This window comes from Cohnella cellulosilytica, from assembly GCF_042431195.1.
Lineage (GTDB): Bacteria > Bacillota > Bacilli > Paenibacillales > Paenibacillaceae > Cohnella > Cohnella cellulosilytica.
This window is the reverse complement of record NZ_JBHMDN010000004.1, coordinates 165793-187362: the sequence shown is the minus strand read 5'-3', so window position 1 is coordinate 187362 and position 21570 is coordinate 165793. Positions and strand designations below refer to the sequence as shown.

The window sequence follows — 21570 nt, the reverse complement described above, 5'->3', positions numbered from 1 at the left end:
CAGCAAGCACGTCAAAAAACGCCTCCTGTCCCACATGAACTCGCAAAATTACCGAGTGGGAGAGAAGGCGTTGTGTTTAGCCACAGTTAATCGACGGCTTCTCCTAGACCGCTAAAAGCGGGCGGTTGCCCGAATGGATCAGCTTAACGGCCTGTCAGACCGCTAAAAGCGGGCAGTTGAACGAATCGGCTTGCCGGGCTGGGTTGAGTAGGGGACGTAATTCCTTCGAGTTCATGTATGCGAATTGGGTGGTCATAGGATGTTTTTTTCGTTCAATAAAGTGCTGAGACTTTTTTAATGCTCCTCCATCATTCAACCGTCTCCCCTGCGCAACCGCTCCTTTTCACCTTCTCTTTAAGACATCGGTCCTCAACCTTATAGTCGAGATTTCACATATAGATGAGCACATTTAGAACGAAATAGCAACACATCTTAAGTTGCTTAAGACATTGACGGTACTGAGATTAGTGACCGTGAATTAAGCATCAAAAGCTAGGAAATTATTCGCCAGATAAAGTCGGTTCGGGACATTTTACGCGCGGAGTTTGTAACTCGGGGGCTGGATAGGCCTGCTCGATATTTTTTTCCGTTTCCGCGTATATTTTCCTCTGGCAAGGTCACACTGATATTACCGGCGCCGAGAGGTGTCGGGGACAACCGCGGAGAAGACTTACGTTTCCCCATAAGCTCTTCGTCCGGTTTCTCCTCTCCCATGAAGGCCCCCGTCGCGAGACGGGGGTCGACTTTTTATGAGTTAAATCCCCAATGGCCTTGATAATATAAGGATTAACCACGTTCCCCAAGCGCACCACTTGCCGTAGAGAAGACCAAGAAAGAACGTTGGTAGTTATTTGGTAGTTACTTTCTTTGATGTTCTTCCTACGTAATCACTTCTTGATCACTCCGGACTGGAGACCCGGAAGATATCGAGGAACGGAACCTTGATCGTTTCGCCGTGTCGGTACACATGCACAAGTGTCGTCCTGACATCCATTTCGGTTATGATCCCCCGCACTGTTTCCTCCCAGCTCCAAACTTCAGGGTTCCGCAAATCAGTCATGAATTTAACTAAATGAGCAGTAGATATTTCATCAATGCCATGCCCTCCTTTCCTAGAATAGTTTGATGATTGCAAGGACAAGACTTGCTGCAGTAAAGACCATTCCGACAACCCATCGATTCCCTTGCTTGCGTTTTTCGTTTTCCGAGTCAATCCGTGCATTAAGTGCCCGGACTTCCCCGTCATAATGGTGGTTGGTGTCGTCCAAACGGCTCTTTTGCTCGTTAATTTGATGCTGAGCCGACTTAACAGGGCGCTAGTGGAAAAAGCCGTCCTGGAATACAATAGCAAGGTAAAGAGCGGTGATGGCCGATGAGTGTCGTCAACTATAGCCAAGAGAACGCCCGCTGGCGCAACGTCCCATACACGATCCGCAACGACCGCAAGCAGACCATAGGCACGTCCGCCTGCGGACCGACATGTCTCGCGATGGTCGCGGGTGGTTTGTTTTGGAGTTCGGTGATGTCGTCCTGTCTAAAATGAGCGATCCGGTGGGCACTGTAGACTTCCGGCGGTCTCTGGCCGTGTCGCTGAGGATGCAGGGACTGGGAAAAAGCATCCAGTGAGGATACGACCTGGAGACCACAGTTTCCGGGATTTACCTCTTAACCTTCCAGTATATTGTAGATTAATGTCGATTATCAGACTGCAAATTCCTGAATTCACCTTGTATGATGGTGGTATTACAGGATAATGGGGTGTTAATTTGAAAAGATTGAAAAGTACGTTTCTCATTTTTCTATTATTTTCGCTAGTGGCTACAATACTTCCATCCGTTGCGGGAGCAGAATCAACATCATTGTTGGGTGGAAAAACGATAAGAACTGGGTCAAATCCAACTAACTTATTGGGTTCGACTGTGAATGTTACAGACAATAATCCAGCTACTTCGTATTCTTTACCAACAAGAGTCTCAGATGCAAATTTGGTTGATTTTCTCATTTACAACTTCTCAACGCCACAGACAATAGATGCTTTCAAATTGCATATAAATAACTATAATAACTATCAGTTTATTATTGGGTTTAGATTTTCTGATGGAAAGCCGGAATATCTACTGACGCGCGGAGGTAATCTTTCGGTAGGTGGAGACAACGCAATTCATTTACTCCCTCAATCATTGACGAATGTAATACAGGTATTTCTAGTGCACGATAATGTAAATAGAAGTCTTGGAATTAACGAATGGGATTTTTATAAGCTCACATCAAATTTGACCGCTAATAGTGGAGATAGTGAAATCACCTTGGATTGGACCACTGTAGATGGCGCAAGCTCATATGTGGTAAAACGTTCAACTTCTCCAGGCGGTCCTTATGATATTCTAGCAAGTGGGTTAACTAACAATACTTATGTGGACTTGAATGTTGTCAATGGGGTTACATATTATTATGTAATTGATTCAATTCATGCAAATGGAGTGGTCACTTCAAATGAAGCATCTGCCACATTGGATATACCTAATCAGGAACCAGAAGAGCCAACCGATGGACGTGCACTTCTTACAATCTATGTCTCTGGCGGCCAGATCAAAGAATACGACCTTTCTGCAGCAGAACTGAACGCCTATCTCAATTGGTACGATGCAAAGGATGCCGGCAGCGGCCCGGCCAAATATGCATTTACGAAGACGTGGAACAAAGGTCCATTCAAGACCCGTACCGAGTACGTGATCTTCGATAAGATCCTGACGTTCGATGTGGACGAATACGAAGTGGAAAATCCATAACAGGGGGAAACGAACAACATGAAGAGATGGTCTAAGAAGGTTTAGTTGTCGGCGGTTGCCCTGGTGATCGCGATTATTTCTAACTTTTCCTTTAGATCAAATAAGGTATTAGGGAAATAATTAATAGCTCTTTTAAAAAATTAGCCCAAAGGTTTTTCAATAATAAATACTCATATGAAGAAGAAATCATGTATCTACTATTTATAGGTACGCGATCCAATATATTTCGTCCTTCATGTGCCGATCGATGAGGCTGCTGCCGACCAGTTCGCCTTTATGCCAGACCTCGACGGGGTGAGAGTGGAGGAAGGTGTGGTTTATAGTTTGGGATGCGGATTTAATACCCATTATTTTTTGCCCACGTCAGAAGCCCAATAGGCGAAATCGCGTTCTTAACTTTATCGTTGATCGTCAGATATCCGATTGTCTTTCCGTCCAAAACGACTAACGGAGGCTTGGTTGCAAATTCATTAAATGCACTTTTATTCGAAAATTCGCTTCCGTAGTCTCCAAATTCATTCCAAATGCTTTTCGATTGAAATTTACTGCCATAGGTTCCGAACTCATTGAAAATAGAATCCGAGTCGAAAGTATTGGAAGTTATTTTGCCTAAATAGGTTTTTCCATCATTTGAAAATAACTCAGGTGCTGTTACAACAACCGGCAAGTTACTATTATTAGAATTTGTATTGTTACTGCTGTTTGCTTGTCTAGAATTCCCGATTTCCGAAAATACCGGACCAGCAGTCGTTAGACTGTTTATGAATTGTTCTTCGGTTATTTTCCCTTTTTGATAATCAACTAATTTCGAGGTAAGGACTTCTATCGTATTATCTTGGCCATTGAACCCATATACAACCCTCGAGTATTGACTATCAAAATCGATTAACAAAGTAAGAATCTTGTATATCGCATCCCAGTCACCATTAATGTCAGATTTAGCATTGAAGAAAACCATGGCAGTGGATGAACCGCTAATGTTCATGATTGATACTCCAGTACCGCCGAGTGCCATGATTTCATTTGTTCTTTCTGTTGGGTTAAAGGCCGATGCTTTTGTGTTGTTTCCAAGTATAGTTTCTTTACCATTATGAGAAACCAGATTTACAGTTTGATTTTTTGCGTCCCAGGAATAACTTATACCTGCTTCTTTCAAAAGATAAATAGGCACCATTGTTCTGCCGTTGTAGCTGATCGCAGGTACATCCGATACATTTATGGGCTTGTGGTCGACAGTGAGTCTAATTATTTGATTTCCCTTATAAGTTCCCCATAAAGAGGCGGCGCTTACAACGCTCATAATCATAAAACTAGCAAATACGATTAATATAATTTTCTTTTTCATTGTCATCACCCATAAAGTCCCCATCGGCTGGAGGATTGGCTCAATTTTCGGCTTTGTCTTTTAACTGATTTTCTTGTAAAATTCCGGTATTTTATTTCTTTTCAGGAATTTGGAGAGGGAATCGTAAAGATCTTTTTTTCTATCGACATAATCTCCAATTCCGGTATTAATGCTTGCAGCGAGCAATACGCAACCGCTCCTTATGCTTAGCCCTTCTTGGTGAATTGCAATAACCAAGTCTCTGATTTCCGTTCCTGCCGGAGATTCGAGAGCCTCTAGCTCATGGAATAACAGCTCTATTTCATTGGCGATTTTTAGGGTTTCTTCCGATTTTACCGTGCTGAGAAGACGGACCTTCAACTTTTCCAATTCCTTTAGAGAAGCTGATAAGTTCTTAACAAATGCGATTTCGGCTTTCAGCTCGTTTAGTTTTGTCCTGACCCCGGGGCTTTCATCAAGTTCCAATGATTTCTCGTATACATCTACGGCGCTATTGAAATCTCCAGCCTTATAATGTTCGCCTGCTTGTCTATAAAATTCGTCGGATTGTTCTTCTTTGGATGGACCGCAGCCCATAAGCAATAAGAGTGCGCATAGCACAGCAATAATCTTCTTCATTATTGTCTCCATTTCATCCCGACGGTGTCGGGGAGTTGTTTTAGCCTAATGTCCGAACACGCTCAATAAAGCGGAGGAGTGCCTCCCAAGGCCTCGTAGGCGTCCAGGACGTTTTTGATCGCTTGCTTTTCCTTTGCGGTAACCGTCCTGTCGAATCTGTGTTCCCTTCCTTCGTGTCGGACGATCGTTTTTTTCGAATCGACTATGGAGAGCAGCAGATCGTATTCCAAGGCGCTGACCGGACCGTCGTAATATTCCCATACCCGGCCGTAGTCGTTATCTCTGACGACATTGTTATAAGAAGTAGCGATATTTACATTCGTTCCGTCGACATTTATCTTGTAATTGTCGATGAACACCCAATCGTCGCCGGTATACTGGATGCGAATCCTTAGCCATGTCGTTTCGTCCTTTACCCCGATATAAACATGAAGATTGTTCTGATCCACATAAACCGGCGTGGTTTTATCCTTGTACCAGGTTATTCCCTCCACCTCGTCGATTTCTTTCTTGAGCTTGCCCGTCGCGTTCGCCAATCTTTTTTTATCGGCTTCGGCTTTTTCCGCCGCTTCCTTTTCGGCCTTTTGTTTTTCCTGCTCAAGCGACTGAGCGAGTTTGTCGCTCAATTCCTGGGCGGAATCCGCTTCTTCGGACCCCGGGTGCTTTTCGTTGAGAGCGGCCAGTGCGGCGTTTAAGCCATCGAGATCTTTCTCCTCATAATACCGCTTTGCCCTTGCCAGCATTTTGGCGGGGCCGTTTTTGATTTCCGCCAGTTCGGATTTGAGCTTGGCGTTTTCCGAAGATAGCCTCGAGATCTCTTCCTTGGATTTTTCAAGCTCCGATGTTAGAGAAGAAACCTCATCGGCCGAATGATTGCTGCAGCCTGCGAGCAGTATCACGGATAAAAGAATAAGAAAAAGCGGTCTCATCGTCCTGCTCCTCGCGTATGTCCCGATCGATTCGGGTGTTGTCCTAGTCAATAGATTCTATTATACATAGGGCTAAAGGGTGAATTTGTCGTAATGTGTCGAGAAAAATAATTAATTGCTGCATAGCGTTGACGCAGCCGTCCGGTATTGCGAAAACGAGAAGGGAGAGCAGAGGTCGGGGAAGAGAATGGACAGCTTTTGCATCGAGCCGGATTATGGTAACATTACAACGTTAACTATCCTAATATCGCAGGACTGCAGGGGTTGAAATTATTGCGCGTCATTTCGGGACAAGCCAGGGGACATCCGCTGCGGACGGTGCCGGGCAACGGAACGCGTCCGACGACGGATAAGGTGAAGGAGGCCCTGTTCAGCATGATCGGGCCTTATTTCGACGATGGGGAACGGGTGCTCGATCTGTTCGCCGGTTCGGGCGGACTCGGCATCGAGGCGCTTAGCCGGGGAGCCGGGAGCGCGGTGTTCGTCGACTCCAATCCGAAGAGCGTCGAGGTGGTCCGCCGCAATCTGGAATCGACCAGGCTCGCGGACAAGGCGTCGGTATACCGCAACGAAGCGAAACGCGCGTTAAAGGCGCTGGAGAAGGCGGGGAGGGTATTCGACCTGATTTTTCTGGACCCTCCATATGTTATGAAGGATTGCGACGCTCTCCTGACGGAGATCGCGGAGAGAGGGCTTGCGGCGGAAGCGGCGATCGCGGTCGTCGAGCACCATCCGGACGTGAGCTATCCCGATGCGTTCGGGGGCTTCGAGCGCACAAGGTCCGCTCAATACGGAGACATTGCCATTTCCATCTACCGTTACGAATCCGAACAAGAAGCGTCAGACGGCACAACCATGAATACGGAGGAGGCGAACGAACGATGACCCCGCAACAATCCGGAACGGAAAACGAATATCGCATCGCCGTGTACCCCGGAAGCTTCGATCCCGTTACGCTTGGCCATCTGGACATTATCCACAGAGCGGCCAAGCAGTTCGACAGACTGATCGTAGCCGTGCTTAACAATACGACGAAGAAGCCGCTGTTCAGCGTTCAGGAGAGGAAGACGCTGCTGGCGGAGGTGACGAAGGACATGCCCAACGTGGAGATCGACAGCTTTCGCGACCTGCTTGTCCGCTATATGCGGTCGCGCCACGCCAAGGTCATTATCCGCGGCATCCGTTCGGTAACAGATTTCGAATACGAGCTGCAGATGGCTTCGACGAACCGTCAACTGGACGAGAGCATCGAGACGGTATTCATGATGACCAATCCGAAATATTCGTACCTGAGCTCCAGCATCGTCAAGGAAATCGCCAAATTTCACGGTCCGGTGCACGATCTGGTGCCGCCCGTCGTGGAAGCGAACCTGAAGGAAAAATACGACACGCCGGACGGCGAGGCGACGAAGTGAGCGGCTCGGAACGACTGAAGGAGCTGTCCCGTTAAGCCGGGAACGGCTCCTTTTAAGATTCGCAGGATTTGCGGCGGCGATTCAGGGTTTTCCGGAAAAATGGCAAAGCCGAATCGGCGTGTCATCGTTCCCGCCCGTGGAAGTCGAAGGCGCAAGGGTATGTCATCGTTATCCGGCAGAAAGACGAAGAAGTCCGTCAGCGTTGTCCGCCGGAGTCGTCTTTTCCTTTCGGCGTTTTCGGCCGGATGAGCGCGGCAAGCAGGGCGAGCAGCAGGAATACGCCGAAGCTGGCGAGCGCGACCGTCATGTTCTCGGACAGATGGCTCCAGCCGTTCGGCAGCACTCCGGCGGAAGCCGACCAGGCTTCGGCATTGGCGGACGGGACGGGCCAGCGCTCGGCGAACCGCAGCTTCCCGGATAAGACGAGCTTCGCGAGCGCATAGACGATGACCAAGGCGGCGGCCGAATGCAGCAGTCTGGAGGAGATCACCCGCAGCCAAGGAAAAGGCGCGTTCAGGCCGAACGCCGCTCTGGCCTGAAGCAGGCCGCTCCACCCGGTCCAGGCCAGAGCCGCTGCGAGAAGGGCGCACGCCCGCGCCGGATCGGAGACGAACAATGCGGATTGGCTGGTCTCGTAGGCTCCGAGATGAAGCTCGTACAGGCCGGGAACCTGGAGCCACAGGTCGTTGCCGGGCAGAAAAAGCTGCAGCAGACGGACGACGACGGCGCTCATCATCATCAATCCGCCGACGGTCATGAGCGTGCCGACGGCGCCCGTCACGGAGTCGGCAAGCAGCTTGCCGAAGGGCCGACCGTCTTCCTTGCGGGCGTCGGCGGCGGCGCGCAGGGCCCGGATCAGCAGGGCGCGCGGCTGCGTTGCCGGAAGAACGGGAACGCGCGGACCCCGCGGCTTGGCGATTCTTGCCCAGACGGCGCCGGCCGCGATCGCCGCCAGCCACAGGCCGAGCGCGATCGCCCAGCCGAGCGCGGGGGAGCGCATAAAGCCGAAGCCGATGACGAGTACAATGAGAAACGGATTGGGCGCGTGAGAGACGAGCAGCACCGTGTCGACGTCTTCGTTCCGGATCATTCCGTTGTCCCGCAGGCGGGCGGTTTCCTTCGCGCCGGCGGGGATGCCCGCCGACCAGCCGAAGGCGATCGCCCAGCCGGCCGCTCCCGGCAGCCGGAACAGGCCGCGCGTGAGCGGCTCGGCCAGCGCGGCGAAGCCGTGCAGCAGACCCGAGGCGGCGAGCAATTCGGCGAGCATGATCGGGGGGAGCAGGCCGGGAAAAACGTTCTGCCACCAGATTTGCAAGCCGGACAAGGACGCGCGAAAGGCCTCTCCGGGCGAATGGACGATTCCGGCCACGACAAGCATGGAGGAAGCGCCGAGCAGCAAGGAGAGGAAAATCGCCCGTCGGCTATTCGAGGGATGGGCTTTGGCCACGGCATATCGCCTCCCGAGCGCGGATCAACGCGGCGTGCGCGTTCGAAAACTACCTCTACAATAGTACGCCTCGGGAGAACGGGTTAGACCTACTTGTCCGACAGCCGGACGGGGGGCAGCGTGAAATCGCGAAAGGCGTCGCCCGGCCTGGCGTCGCGGAAGGCGAGCGAGTATATGCCGCCGGCTTGCGCGTCCATGGCCAAATAAGGGGAGTCGTGCTTGGCTGCGGAGGCGACGACGGGCGCTTTCGCTTTCCGGCGCATGTCGCGGAGCAGGCTCCGACCGCGTTCGGTAAAGCCAAGCACCCGAATGTAGTCGACGCCGGCGGCGAGCCGCTCCGGGCTCAGCAGCTCTTTCCGATGTCCGAGCAAAATGCGCAGCAGCGTGCGCTGCAGCTTCGTGCGGGTGTAGCGACGCGTCTTTAGAGCCTGCAGCAGGGCGGCGACGGAATATTCGGGCAGCTCGGTCAGAATGCCGCGAATACGGTGCTCCAGCCCTTCGTTTACTTCGGCGAACTCTGCCAGTCCGTCCGCAGTCTGGCGATGCAGCTCGTGGAACAGCGCTCTGGCGAAGCTCTCCCAATGGATCGGCGCGCGTCCGGCTTCCGTCTCTCGGCGCAAGATGTTCAAGGTGGATGTGGGCACATATGCCGCCAACTGGTCCAGAGAGCCGGATTCGCCGAGCAGCAGCTTGCGCAGCGCGGTTGCGCTGGCGATCTTGGCGTCGGTAATGTCGGTTTGCCCGTAGCCGGATTTCTCCCGACGCAGCGTGCAGGGCTTGATCGCGCTGCCAAGCTTGCGCAGCGCGATTAAATAATGCAGGCCCAGCGTATGATTAGGCTGAGAGAGTGAATAGGCATGCTCAGCCATGCCGCGCTCCTGCAAATAAGCTTCGGCCGCGGAGGTGAACGCGGACGGGTAGGGCTGTCCGGCTTTAAGCCTCTCCGCAAGCAAAGGAGAGAACGCTTCCGGCTCTTCGGCCAGCAAGGAAGCCAGCTCCTGAAGCGAAGCCAGCTCCCCGCTCTCGCTGCCGAAGCACAGGGCGTCGACGACGCCCGACGCGTCCAGCACGGAGACGGCGCCGTAAGCGAACCATTGGGCCGGCTGCGCGCTGTAGGCGACGGGGAGCTCGAGCACGAGGTCGCAGCCGGCGCGGAGAGCCATCTCCGTCCGGGCCCATTTGTCCGCCAAAGCCGGCTCTCCCCGCTGCAGGAAGTTGCCGCTCATGACGGCGACGACTTTTTCCGCGCGCGTTATTTTCTTCGATTGCTGTATATGATAGAGATGACCGTTATGCAGCGGGTTGTACTCTACAATGACGCCGACCGTGGACATAATCTTGCTCCTTACCGGGAAAATAACTCGTTTCCACAATATAGCACGAGGAAGAGCGGAAGAGAAGGAGCGCCGCGGGAACGCCGAAAAGTCGGGAGAAATTGTTGACAAGTGAGCGGGGATCTCGATATAATAAACTTTGTTTGTTTGGAGTGATCTAATTGTTGCTTAAAGTGCAAGAGCTGGTCTCCCGGCAAGAGCCGGCGAGCCTGCAGGGGACTCTGATCATGACGGAGCTGTTCCGGGATCATCCGGAATACCGTCCGCTCTCTCCGCTCCAATACGATCTGACGGCGGTTGCCGCGGACGATCGGATTCTCGTGACGGGCCGATTGGGCTGCGACATGCGCATGCAATGTTCGCGCTGTCTGGATACGATCGAGGAGACGATTCACGTTCCTTTCGAGGAGCAGTTTCGTGTGGTTAAGGACGAGGATGAAGAAGCAAGCGTGGAAGAAGAAGAAGCCGTACCGGTAACGGAAGAGCGGATCGACTTGGCTCCGTACGTCATGGAGGAGTTCGTCGTCCAATTGCCCTATGCACCCTTGTGCAGCGACGACTGCAAAGGGCTGTGCCCCGAGTGCGGGACAAACCTGAACGAACAATCGTGCGGCTGCAATACGGAGAAAGTCGATCCCCGTATGGCTGCGCTTCAGGATTGGTTTAAATCTCAGAAAGAGTAAGCCCGGGCGTCAAGCCCTTCAAGCTTATTCCGACTGATAAGGAGGTGGCAGCATGGCAGTTCCTTTCGCGAAAACATCGAAAGCCCGCAAACACAAACGCCGGACCCATTTCAAACTGGTCGTTCCAGGTATGGTGAAATGCGATCAATGCGGAGAGTTGAAATTGTCGCACCGCGTATGCAAAGTGTGCGGTACGTACAAGTCCCGTGAAATCATCAAGCAATAAGCTTGGACGCGTCTGGAATCACGACGGGCAAGCGCTTCGGCCGGCAGCGGCCGGCTCAGGCGTAACTTGCGGTCGTTGCATGCCGGCGCGTTTTTCTTTATACTCATATTGGCACCTGGTATTAAAGGTTATTGATAAATTTTCGCGCGATTTCGAGCGGACCGACCGAGAACAGAAGGGGGTGGAACGGCATGGTCCGGCTTCCCAAACGGCAGCGCCATCAACAGCTCAGCAAGCTGTTGGAAGAGAATCCGTTTCTTACCGACCGGGAGCTGACACGCCTGCTTAAAGTAAGCATCCAGACGATCCGCTTGGACCGGCTGGAGCTGGCCATTCCCGAGCTGAGGGAGCGATTGAAGCTGATGGCGGAACGGTCCTACGATTCCGTCCGCTCTCTGCCTTTGCACGAGGTCATCGGCGATATCCTCGACCTGCAGCTCGACAAGAGCGGCATCTCGCTGTTCGAGATCTCGGAGGAGCACGTCTTTTCCCGTTCCGGCATCGCCCGGGGACATCACGTTTTCGCGCAGGCCAACTCGCTGGCGGTGGCGGTCATCAACGACGAGATCGCGCTGACGGCTTCGGCGGACATCCGGTTTATCCGGCCGGCCCGGCTCGGCGAGAAGTGCATCGCGAAAGCTTACGTCAGATCCAGCGGCGGGCAAAAAGGGAAAGCGAAAGTGGAAGTATTTACATATGTCGGCGAGGAAATGGTGTTCCAGGGCAACTTTATTATTTACAGATCCGCCGGCGAGTAGACAGTCATTATAAAGGAGTTGTACATCATGCGGATTGCCATAGATGCGATGGGGGGCGACCATGCGCCGCGCGCCCAGGTGGAGAGCGCATTGGCCGCCGCCGTCGAATGGCCGGACGTCCATCTGGTATTGGTCGGCGATCCGGATGCGATCCAGCCTTATCTCGGAAGCGGCGTTCCGAACAACGTGTCCGTGGAGCCCGCCTCCGAGACGATCGAGAGCGACGACGAGCCGGTCAAGGCCGTGCGGCGCAAAACGAATTCCTCGATGGTCGTGGCGGGACGGATGGTCAAGGAAGGCCGCGCGGACGCGATGATTTCCTGCGGCAACACCGGCGCGCTGATGGCTACGGGGCTGCTCGTCGTCGGAAGGATGCCGGGCATCGAGCGTCCGGGGCTGGCGGCGATTTTTCCGACGCTGGACAACAAGGGGCTGCTTGCGCTCGATATGGGCGCGAACATGGACGCCAAGCCGGAGCATTTGCTACAGTACGCTCTGATGGGCAGTCTGTACCGCAGCAAGGTGCACGGCATCGCCAAGCCGCGCGTCGGGCTGCTGAACGTCGGCACCGAAGCGGCGAAAGGCAACGAGACGTCGAAGGCGGCGTTCGAGCTGCTGGAGAACGCGCCGATTCATTTCGTCGGCAACGTGGAGGCGCGCGATGTGCTGGAAGGCGTCTGCGACGTCATTGTTTGCGACGGGTTTTCGGGCAATATTTTGTTGAAGGCGATCGAAGGGGCGGCGCAGTCCATCTTCAAGCTGCTTCGGGAAGAGCTGAGCGCGTCGCTTAAAACAAAGCTGGCCGCGGCGGTGCTGAAGCCGAGCTTCCGCCGTATCCGGACCCGGATGGATTACAACGAATACAACGGCGCCCCTCTGCTGGGCATTAACGGCTTGGTCGTCAAGGGGCACGGATCGTCGAACGCGAACGCGATGAAGACGGCGATCCGCCAGACCCGAACGGCGATAAGCAACCGGTTGATCGCGTCTTTGGCTGACGAATTCAGCGGAAAGTGAGAGAGAACAATGAATGGAGTTTCCGTAGGCATTCTCGGAACGGGAAAATATGTTCCGGAGCGCCGGTTAACGAATGCTGAGCTGGAACGGATGGTCGAGACGAACGACGAATGGATCGTGACGCGGACGGGTATCCGGGAGCGCCGCATTGCCGCGCCGGAGCAAGCGACGTCCGATCTCGCATACGAGGCGTCCTTGAAGGCGCTCGCCGCCGCCGGCATTACGGCGGAGGAGCTTGATCTGATCATCGTGGCGACGATTACGCCGGATATGTTTTTCCCGTCGACGGCCTGCCTGCTTCAGGAGAAGCTTGGCGCCAAGAAGGCGGCGGCGTTCGACTTGTCGGCGGCTTGCTCGGGCTTTATTTACGGCCTGGCGAACGCGACCGGGTTCATCTCGATGGGGATGTACAAGCACGTGCTCGTCGTCGGGGCGGAGTGCTTGTCCCGCATTACCGATTACGAAGACCGCAATACGTGCATCCTGTTCGGAGACGGAGCGGGGGCCGTCGTGGTCGGACCCGTATCCGGAGACCGGGGCTTCAAGTCGTTTAAGCTAGGGGCGGACGGCGGCGGCGGAGATCTGCTCCGCATTCGCGGCGGCGGCTCGCGCTGCCCGTCCAGCGGCGATACGCTTGCGGACCGGAGCCATTATATCGAGATGAACGGACGCGACGTATTCAAGTTCGCCGTCCGGGTGATGGGCAGCGCGGCGGAAGAGGCGCTCGCCTCGGCAGGGTACGGGAAAGCGGACATCGACCTGCTTGTCCCGCACCAGGCCAACATTCGCATCATTCAATCGGCATTGGAAAGATTGAACTTATCCGAAGACAAGGCGATGATCAACCTGGACCGTTACGGCAACGTATCGGCGGCCTCGATTCCTCTCGCGCTGGCGGAGGCGGTCGAGGAAGGCCGCGTCAAGGAAGGCGACACGATCGTGCTCGTCGGCTTCGGCGGCGGGTTGACTTGGGGCGCGGCCGTGCTGAACTGGTAACGGAACAGGCGGAGCCCCAAGCATGACGGAGGGCCCGATGACAGGAGGAAACGAGTTGGGTAAAATCGCATTCGTATTTCCCGGCCAAGGCGCGCAAGCCGTCGGCATGGGAAAGGACGCGTACGAGAGCAGCCCGGCCGCCAAGGCGGTCTACGATAAAGCGGACGAGGCGCTCGGCTATTCGATTGCGAAGCTGAGCTTCGAAGGGCCGGAGGAAGAACTGCGCCAGACGGCGAACACGCAGCCCGCGCTGCTCGCCACGAGCGTCGCGCTGCTCGAAGTGTACAAGGAACGCGGACTGAAGCCGGATTACGTCGCCGGCCATTCGCTGGGCGAGTACAGCGCCCTCGTAGCCGCGGGCGTGCTGGAATTTGCGGACGCGGTCAAGCTTGTCCGCGCCCGCGGCCAATTTATGGAACAGGCCGTTCCGGGCGGCCAAGGCGCGATGGCGGCCGTGCTCGGAGCGGAGCGCGCGGCTCTGCAGGCGCTCTGCTCCGACATTACCGGGGCGGGAACGGTCGTGGAGCTGGCGAACGTCAACTGTCCGGGACAGATCGTCGTGTCGGGTTCGGCGGCCGGCGTCGCCGCTGTCGTCGAACGGGGCAAGGAGGCCGGAGCGAAACGGGTTATCCCGCTCGAAGTCAGCGGACCGTTCCACTCCTCCTTGATGCAGCCGGCGGCCGACAAGCTGGCCGAGGCGCTGGCGCAAGCGGAATTCCGCAACGCGGAGGTGCCGGTCGTCGCGAACGTGCACGCCAAGCCGGTCGTCTCCGGCGCGGAGCTTCGCGAGCTGCTTGTCAAGCAGGTCGTGTCGCCCGTACAATGGGAAGACACGATCGCGTACCTGATCGCGGAAGGCGTCGATACGTTCGTGGAGATCGGCTCCGGAACGGTGCTGGCGGGCCTGATCAAGAAGATCGACAAGTCCGTGGGCATCGTCTCGGTCAACTGCTTCGCGGCCGCAAGCGCCGCCGCGGAGTAGACGCCGATTCGGGCGACAAAGGCAAAGAGGTGAAGAAGCGATGGCGATGTGGGATTTGCAAGGCAAGAGCGCGCTCGTAACGGGAGCGTCGCGCGGGATCGGCCGGGCGATCGCGATCGCTCTGGCGGAAGCCGGAGCCGACGTGGCGGTCAACTATTCGGGCAGCGAAGCGGCCGCGGCCGAGACGGTCAAAGCCGTCGAGGCGCTCGGACGCAAGGCGGTCATGATCAAGGCGAACGTCGGCAAACCGGCCGAGTTCGACGAGATGGTGGCGGCGGCGCTCGAAGCTTTCGGCAAGCTGGACATTCTTGTGAATAATGCCGGCATCACTCGTGATAATCTAATTATGCGCATGAAGGAAGCCGAGTTCGACGAAGTGATCGAGACGAACCTCAAGGGCGTGTTCAACGGCATCAAAGCCGTCACCCGCTCGATGATGAAGCAGCGCAGCGGCCGCATCGTGAACATTTCGTCCGTGGTCGGCGTGCTCGGCAACGCCGGACAAGCCAACTACGTGGCGGCCAAAGCCGGCGTCATCGGGTTGACGAAGTCCGCGGCCAAGGAGCTGGCGTCCCGGGGCATTACCGTGAACGCGGTCGCCCCCGGGTTTATCGAATCGGACATGACCGACAAGCTGCCCGCGGAATACCGCGACAAGCTGCTTGGAGAAATCCCGATGGGCCGCATGGGGCGGCCGGAAGATATCGCTTCCATCGTCGTATATCTGGCCTCGGACGCGGCTTCCTACATGACGGGCCAGACGATTCACGTCGACGGCGGCATGTACATGTAACTCCGTCGGCCGACGCGGGACGCCTGCCCTTGAGGCAAGTAAAGCGGCGCTTCGGCCGGCCGGACTCATGCAAGGCCTCTATGGCTTTTTGTCCATGATTCACGTATAATACGTTAAGGGAGGTGAACCGGATGTCCGATGTACTGGATCGCGTAAAACGCATCGTTATCGAACGCCTGGGTGTAGAAGAGGCAGAGGTAACACCCGAAGCATCTTTCAAAGACGACTTGGGCGCTGACTCTCTGGATGTTGTAGAACTCGTTATGGAGCTCGAAGACGAATTCGATTTGGAGATTTCCGACGAGGATGCAGAGAAGATCACAACGGTGGGAGAAGTCGTTAAATACATACAATCTCATGCCTAATGATCGACGGGTCCCGTACTTGCGACGGGACCTCTGCATATTCTAACGTCCCCTCGCGCCGTGCGCGACGGATGATATAGCCTGAAGAGGTGAATGGGTTTTGACACAGCGTGTCGTTGTTACGGGAATGGGGGTCGTTACGTCCCTCGGCTCCGACTTGCCTACGTTCTGGAGCAATTTGCTCGACGGCAAATCCGGAGTCAGTCTGATCGAAGCTTTCGATACGACCGAATATACAACCAAGATTGCAGCAGAAATCAAGGGTTTCGACCCCGGCTTATATCATATCGACAAGAAAGAAGCCCGGAAAATGGACCGGTTCGTGCAGTTCGGCGTTGTCGCGAGCAAGCTCGCGGTCGAAGACGCGGGACTGGCCATCGGGGAAAATGCCGACCCGGAACGGGTAGGCGTAATCGTCGGCTCCGGCATCGGCGGTCTGGGCACTTGGGAAGACCAGCACACGATGCTGATGGAGAAAGGCCCGCGGCGGGTCAGCCCCTTCTTCATTCCGATGATGATCGCGAATATGGCCAGCGGCCAAATCTCGATGATCACGGGAGCGAAGGGGCCGAACACCGCAGCCGTATCCGCCTGCGCCACCGGGACGCACTCGATTGGCGACAGCTTCAAGATGATCCAGCGCGGCGACGCCGACGTCATGATCTGCGGCGGCGCGGAAGCGACGATTCGTCCGATCGGCATGGCGGGTTTCTGCGCCATGCGGGCGATGAGCACCCGCAACGACGAGCCCGAGAAAGCGAGCCGGCCGTTCGACGCCGACCGCGACGGCTTCGTCATGGGGGAAGGCTCCGGCGTGCTTATTCTGGAGTCGCTCGAACATGCGAAAGCAAGAGGCGCCCGCATCTATGCCGAAGTGATCGGCTACGGCATGAGCGGAGACGCATACCATATGACCGATCCCGATCCGGACGGAGCGGCTCGCTGCATGAAGAAGGCCATCCGGGACGCGGGAATCGAGCCGGAGTCCGTGCAATACATCAATGCGCACGGCACGTCGACGGGCGCGGGAGACAAGTCCGAGACGACGGCGATCAAGCGGACGTTCGGCGATCACGCTTACAAGCTGGCCGTCAGCTCGACGAAGTCGATGACCGGGCATCTGCTCGGCGCGGCGGGCGGCGTGGAAGCGGTTATTCTCGGCCTGACGCTGCAGAACGGCGTCATCCCTCCGACGATTAACCTGGAGCAGCCCGATCCGGAATGCGATCTGGATTACGTGCCGAACAAGCCGCGCGACGCGGACGTTCAAATCGCGTTATCCAATTCCTTCGGCTTCGGGGGACACAACGCGACAATTATTATGCGCAAATTCGCGGAATAAGCGGAAGCAAGTCAAGACATGCGAGTCGAAAAAGTGCGCGGAACGTCGACGCAGGCGGGAATAAGCCGTCTGCGTCGGTTGTGTATGGGGCGCAATCGAGGTGACGGTTCATGAAGGACGGATTTAAACGATTGCAGCAGCGCATTGAGGTTGACTTTCGCAATCCGGCGCTGCTCAAGCAGGCGTTTACGCATACTTCTTACGTGAACGAGCAGCGGGGCGCGCGCGTTCCGGACAACGAAAGGCTGGAATTTCTGGGAGACGCCGTGCTGCAGCTTACCGTGTCCGAATATTTATATCGGCTCTATCCGGATTCTCCGGAAGGGGAATTGACCCGTCTGCGGGCGAGCATCGTCTGCGAGCCGTCGCTTGTCCGTTTTGCCGAGACGCTCGAATTCGGGCAGGTCGTGCTGCTCGGCAAAGGGGAGGAGCAGACGGGGGGACGTACCCGGCCTTCGCTGCTGGCAGACGCTTTCGAAGCGTTTTTGGGCGCGTTGTATTTGGACCAGGGGCTGGAGGCCGTCCGGTCGTTCCTTGAGCGGCATATGTTCGCTAAGCTGCCGCGGAACGGCCAGGCTCCGCTAAAGGACTACAAAACGGAGCTTCAAGAGAAGGTCCAACAGCTGTCCATGGGCGCTCTCGACTACCGCATCGTCGAGGAGAGAGGCCCCGCCCACGACAAGGAATTTATCGTTGTCGTCGGGGTAGGCGACCGGCAGTTGGGCAGAGGGACCGGCCGTTCGAAGAAGGAAGCGGAGCAGCGGGCCGCCTCCCAGGCGCTGGCGTCGTTTGCGAAGCAGGATCGAAGATGACCTAACGACTCGAGAGGAGCAACTGTCCTTATGTTTTTGAGAAGAATCGAGCTGACTGGGTTTAAGTCGTTCGCGGACCGCACCGAACTCGAATTCGTTCGCGGCATTACCGCCGTTGTCGGTCCGAACGGCAGCGGCAAGAGCAACATCTCCGACGGCATCCGCTGGGTGCTCGGCGAGCAGAGCGCGAAGTCGCTGCGGGGCGGCAACATGCAGGATATTATTTTCGCGGGCAGCGACTCCCGCAAGGCGGTTAACTTCGGGGAAGTGTCGCTTACTCTCGACAACGCGGACAAGGCGCTGCCGCTGGATTTCAGCGAAGTGACGGTTACGCGCCGCGTTCACCGCAACGGAGAGAGCGAGTATCTGATCAACAAGCAGCCCTGCCGGCTGAAGGATATTACCGAGCTGTTCATGGATACGGGGATCGGCCGGGAAGCGTATTCGATTATCGGGCAAGGCCGGATCGAAGAAATTTTGAGTACGCGCTCGGAGGATCGCCGCGGCATTTTCGAGGAAGCCTCGGGCATTGTGAAATACAAAAGCCGGAAGAAGGAAGCCCAGAAGAAGCTGGAGGACACCGAGAGCAACCTGCTGCGGATTCACGACCTTGTCAGCGAGCTGAACGGCCAGATCGAACCGCTTAGAGATCAGGCGGCGAAGGCCGAAACGTACAAAACGCTGAAAGAAGAATTGAAAAATAAAGAAATCGCCCTGTACGTCCACCAGATCGAGGGCGTGCACGCGTCCTGGACGCAGACGAGCGAACGGCTGAACGCGCTGCGCGAGGAGCAGACGGGCCTCTCCACCTTCGTGAGCAAGCACGACGCCTTGCTTGAGGAGGAGCGGCAGACACTTGTCCAGCTGGAGGAGCTGCTGGAGAAGCTGCAGGACGAGCTGCTGCGCTGCAGTGAAGATACGGAGAAAACCGAAGGCCATGTCGAGCTGCTGAACGAGCGACGCATTCATCTGGAGCGCACCCGCGACGGGCTGCGGCAATCGCTCGCCGGGGCGGAGGAGCGCTTCGCCTTGTCGACGGAGGAAGTCCAGGCGCTGCACGCGAAGCGCGGCACGCTTGAAGCGGAACTCGCCGCTTCGCTCGCCAGGCTGGCGGAGGAAGAGGACCGGCTGGCGTTGGCCGACGGCAGCACCGAGGTCGAGGAGCGGCTGAAGGCGGAGCTGTTCGATACGCTGAACGCGATGGCGCAGGCGCGCAACGACATCCGCTACGGCGAAGGCCAGCGCGAGGTGCTGGAGCGGCGGATGGCGCGAATTGCGGAAGAGGAAGCGAAATGGCGCGAGCAGCTGGAGGCGCTGGGAACGAAGCGGACGCAGCTGGAGGCGAAGCTCGAAGAGGTGACGCGGGCGCTGCACGAGGTGCGCGACCGCTATGTGGCCGAGGGGGCCCGCTCTTCGGAGCTGCAGCGCAAGCTGGAGGAAGCGCAGGCGTCGGTGCGGCGGCACGAGCAGCGCAGGGAAGCGCTCGTCTCGCGGCGCGATACGATCAAGGAGCTGCAAAACGACTACGATGGCTTCCAGCACGGCGTGCGCGAGGTGCTGAAGGCGTCGAAGCGCGGCTCGCTGCACGGCGTGCACGGCGCCGTCGCCGAGCTGGTCAGCGTGCCGGGCCATCTGGAGACGGCGATCGAAACCGCGCTTGGCGCGGCGCTTCAGCATATCGTTATGGAGGACGAGAAGTGTTCGCGGGCGGCGATCGCCCATTTGAAGCAGCGCCAATCCGGCCGGGCGACATTCCTGCCGCTCGACGTCATCCGTCCGCGGTCCATCTCGGATGGCGACCGGCGGACGCTGGAGCAGGCCGAGGGTTTGATCGGCGTCGCCGCCGAGCTGGTCGGCTTCGAGCCGAAGTACGCGTCGATTGTGGGCAGCCTGCTCGGCAACGTGCTGATCTCGGAGACGCTGGAGCAGGCGAACCGTATCGCGTCAAGGCTGCAGTATCGCTACCGCGTCGTTACGCGCGACGGAGACGTCGTCAACGCCGGCGGTTCGATGACAGGGGGGAGCTTGCAGAAGAAATCGGCCAATCTGCTAGGGCGTCAGCGCCAGCTCGAGGAGCTGGAGCGCGAGATTGCCGAGGCGGAGAAGACGCGCGAGAACGCGCGGGCGTCGGTCGACGACCTGAAGAAAGAACTGGCGCAGGTCGCGCAAAATATCGAGCAGCTCCGGGGTCAGGGCGAGCGGGAGCGGCTGAGAGAGCAGCAGGTTTCCGCCGAGAGCGCGCAGCTCGAGCAGGAGGAGCGGCAGCTGGAGGAGCAGCGTTCGGCTACGGAAGGCGAGAAGGCGGCTTTCGCCGTCGAAGCCGGGGTGCTGGCCGAGAGCAAGGAGCAGGCCGAGAAGCGGCTGGCCGATCTGACCGCGGAGGAAGGGCGCATTCAGGAGCGGATTCGCGAGGCGGAGGAGCTTCGCCGCAAGAGCGCGTCCGCGAAGGAAGAGCTGCAGGCGGCGCTGACCGAGCTCAAGGTCGCGATCGCGCGGATGGAGCAGGACCGCGCGTCGCTGGACGAGCAGCTGGGCCGCCACAGATCCGACCTCGGCCGTCTGACCGGCGAGCTCAAGCAGCTTAAGGAATCGCTCGAACAGAACGAAGCGGAGGCCGAGCGGACGCTGCAGGAATCGGTCGAGCAGCGGGAGAAGCTTAACGAGCTGCGCATTCGCAAGAAGCAGCTGACCGAGAGCCTCGAGTTCAAGCGGGCCGATCGCGCCGAGAAGCAGCGGGAGCTGGAACGCAAGGAAGGCGAGACGAAGGATCAGCGGGCGAAGCTGCGCAGCGTCGACGAGAACCTGCGCCAGGCGGAGATCGCCGTCAACCGGATGGACGTGGAATTGGACAACCTGCTGCGCAAGCTGACCGAGGAGTACGAGATCGGCTTCGAGCTGGCAAAGGAGCGCTATCCGGTTCCGGAAGACGTCGCGAGTACGCAGAACGAGGTGCGCGACATGAAGCGCAAAATTTCGTCGCTCGGAGACGTGAACCTCGGCGCGATCGAGGAGTTCAAGCGCGTATCGGAGCGCTTCGACTTCCTGTCGGCTCAGGAGAACGACCTGATCGAGGCGAAGACGAAGCTGCACGGCATTATCCGCGAGATGGACGAGGAGATGTCCAAGCGTTTCCGCTCGACGTTCGAGGAGATTCGCAAGCATTTTGTCGTCGTGTTCGCGAGGATGTTCGGCGGCGGCCGGGCGGATCTGCTCATGGCCGAGCCGGACAAGCCGCTGGATACCGGCATCGACATCGTGGCGCAGCCTCCGGGCAAGAAGCTGACGAACCTGCAGCTTCTGTCAGGGGGCGAGCGGGCGCTGACCGCGATCGCGCTGCTGTTCGCGATCCTGCACGTCAAGCCGGTGCCGTTCTGCGTGCTGGATGAAGTCGAGGCGGCGCTGGACGAGGCGAACGTGGCCCGTTACGCGCAGTACATGCGCGAGTTTTCGGACTCGACGCAGTTTATCGTCGTGACGCACCGCAAAGGCACGATGGAGGAAGCCGACGTGCTGTACGGGGTGACGATGGAGGAGGGCGGCGTGTCGAAGCTCGTATCGGTCCGTCTGGAAGAGACGGACGATATGATCGCGACGGCTTAACTGCCTCTAGCATAGGATGAATTTTGGGCGGCGGCAGGCTTAACGGTCCGGTGGACCGTTAAAGGTGGCTAGAGAGTCCGATGGCGGGAAATAGCGGTCTGGTGGACCGTTAAAGGTGG

The 21570-nt window shown here is 56.9% G+C and carries 19 protein-coding genes; 14 read left to right on the top strand and 5 right to left on the bottom strand.

All coding sequences use genetic code 11. The annotated features are described in order from the left end of the window. The first annotated feature begins 1766 nt into the window (after nucleotides 1–1766). On the top strand, nucleotides 1767–2789 hold the full coding sequence (locus ACFFT4_RS01665; RefSeq protein ID WP_378044529.1) for a hypothetical protein: 1023 nt from the start codon (nucleotides 1767–1769) through the stop codon (nucleotides 2787–2789). A gap of 337 nt (nucleotides 2790–3126) precedes the next feature. On the opposite strand, the gene ACFFT4_RS01660 is transcribed toward ACFFT4_RS01665, so the two are convergent. The 3 genes from ACFFT4_RS01660 to ACFFT4_RS01650 form a co-directional block, all read right to left on the bottom strand. Beyond that, entirely contained in the window at nucleotides 3127–4134 is a 1008-nt protein-coding gene (locus tag ACFFT4_RS01660) for a stalk domain-containing protein (protein WP_378044527.1), read from the bottom strand. Nucleotides 4135–4194: 60 nt separating this feature from the next. Continuing rightward, the gene (locus ACFFT4_RS01655; protein ID WP_378044525.1) at nucleotides 4195–4752 is read right to left on the bottom strand and encodes an outer membrane protein assembly factor BamD; all 558 of its coding nucleotides are present in this window, start codon (nucleotides 4750–4752) and stop codon (nucleotides 4195–4197) included. Nucleotides 4753–4814: 62 nt separating this feature from the next. After that, nucleotides 4815–5681: a hypothetical protein gene (locus ACFFT4_RS01650; RefSeq protein ID WP_378044524.1), complete on the bottom strand. Its 867-nt coding sequence runs from the start codon at nucleotides 5679–5681 to the stop codon at nucleotides 4815–4817. A gap of 264 nt (nucleotides 5682–5945) precedes the next feature. Between ACFFT4_RS01650 and rsmD the strand changes: the two genes are divergently transcribed. Together rsmD and coaD are read left to right on the top strand one after the other, a co-directional pair. After that, nucleotides 5946–6566, top strand: coding sequence for a 16S rRNA (guanine(966)-N(2))-methyltransferase RsmD (rsmD, locus tag ACFFT4_RS01645; RefSeq protein WP_378044523.1), 621 nt, complete (start codon nucleotides 5946–5948; stop codon nucleotides 6564–6566). Then, entirely contained in the window at nucleotides 6563–7096 is a 534-nt protein-coding gene (coaD, locus tag ACFFT4_RS01640; protein WP_378044521.1) for a pantetheine-phosphate adenylyltransferase, read from the top strand. Before rsmD ends, coaD begins: the two co-directional genes overlap by 4 nt. 196 nt (nucleotides 7097–7292) lie before the next feature. Here the strand turns inward: coaD and ACFFT4_RS01635 are convergent, their stop codons facing one another. Both ACFFT4_RS01635 and ACFFT4_RS01630 read right to left on the bottom strand, forming a co-directional pair. Then, entirely contained in the window at nucleotides 7293–8543 is a 1251-nt protein-coding gene (locus tag ACFFT4_RS01635) for a nucleoside recognition domain-containing protein (protein ID WP_378044519.1), read from the bottom strand. Between the two features lie 89 nt (nucleotides 8544–8632). Beyond that, nucleotides 8633–9877 carry a nucleotidyltransferase gene (locus tag ACFFT4_RS01630; protein ID WP_378044517.1) on the bottom strand — a complete coding sequence of 415 codons (1245 nt, stop codon included), beginning with the start codon at nucleotides 9875–9877 and terminating at the stop codon, nucleotides 8633–8635. 173 nt (nucleotides 9878–10050) lie between these two features. Here ACFFT4_RS01630 and ACFFT4_RS01625 point away from each other — a divergent pair, with 173 nt between their 5' ends. The 11 genes from ACFFT4_RS01625 to smc all read left to right on the top strand — a co-directional run bounded on the left by ACFFT4_RS01625 (nucleotide 10051) and on the right by smc (nucleotide 21451). Next, entirely contained in the window at nucleotides 10051–10560 is a 510-nt protein-coding gene (locus ACFFT4_RS01625; RefSeq protein WP_378044539.1) for a YceD family protein, read from the top strand. 52 nt (nucleotides 10561–10612) lie between these two features. Then, nucleotides 10613–10786, top strand: coding sequence for a 50S ribosomal protein L32 (gene rpmF / locus ACFFT4_RS01620; RefSeq protein WP_378044515.1), 174 nt, complete (start codon nucleotides 10613–10615; stop codon nucleotides 10784–10786). A 191-nt stretch (nucleotides 10787–10977) separates the two neighbouring features. Next, on the top strand, nucleotides 10978–11544 hold the full coding sequence (gene fapR, locus ACFFT4_RS01615; RefSeq protein ID WP_378044514.1) for a transcription factor FapR: 567 nt from the start codon (nucleotides 10978–10980) through the stop codon (nucleotides 11542–11544). A 27-nt stretch (nucleotides 11545–11571) separates the two neighbouring features. Next, the gene (plsX, locus tag ACFFT4_RS01610) at nucleotides 11572–12561 is read left to right on the top strand and encodes a phosphate acyltransferase PlsX (protein ID WP_378044512.1); all 990 of its coding nucleotides are present in this window, start codon (nucleotides 11572–11574) and stop codon (nucleotides 12559–12561) included. Between the two features lie 9 nt (nucleotides 12562–12570). Beyond that, nucleotides 12571–13557: a beta-ketoacyl-ACP synthase III gene (locus ACFFT4_RS01605; protein WP_378044510.1), complete on the top strand. Its 987-nt coding sequence runs from the start codon at nucleotides 12571–12573 to the stop codon at nucleotides 13555–13557. 55 nt (nucleotides 13558–13612) lie between these two features. Beyond that, nucleotides 13613–14539 (top strand): ACP S-malonyltransferase, encoded by a 927-nt coding sequence (gene fabD, locus ACFFT4_RS01600; RefSeq protein WP_378044509.1) that lies wholly within the window; start codon nucleotides 13613–13615, stop codon nucleotides 14537–14539. A gap of 46 nt (nucleotides 14540–14585) precedes the next feature. Further along, entirely contained in the window at nucleotides 14586–15332 is a 747-nt protein-coding gene (gene fabG / locus ACFFT4_RS01595) for a 3-oxoacyl-[acyl-carrier-protein] reductase (RefSeq protein ID WP_378044537.1), read from the top strand. Between the two features lie 131 nt (nucleotides 15333–15463). Next, nucleotides 15464–15697: an acyl carrier protein gene (locus tag ACFFT4_RS01590; RefSeq protein WP_094050752.1), complete on the top strand. Its 234-nt coding sequence runs from the start codon at nucleotides 15464–15466 to the stop codon at nucleotides 15695–15697. Between the two features lie 100 nt (nucleotides 15698–15797). Next, nucleotides 15798–17039, top strand: a complete 1242-nt coding sequence (gene fabF / locus ACFFT4_RS01585) for a beta-ketoacyl-ACP synthase II (protein WP_378044507.1) — start codon at nucleotides 15798–15800, stop codon at nucleotides 17037–17039. Nucleotides 17040–17149: 110 nt separating this feature from the next. Next, nucleotides 17150–17851 carry a ribonuclease III gene (rnc, locus tag ACFFT4_RS01580; RefSeq protein ID WP_378044506.1) on the top strand — a complete coding sequence of 234 codons (702 nt, stop codon included), beginning with the start codon at nucleotides 17150–17152 and terminating at the stop codon, nucleotides 17849–17851. A 30-nt stretch (nucleotides 17852–17881) separates the two neighbouring features. Further along, a complete protein-coding gene (gene smc, locus ACFFT4_RS01575) occupies nucleotides 17882–21451 on the top strand; it encodes a chromosome segregation protein SMC (protein ID WP_378044504.1) in 3570 nt (1189 codons plus the stop codon). Nucleotides 21452–21570: the final 119 nt, after the last annotated feature.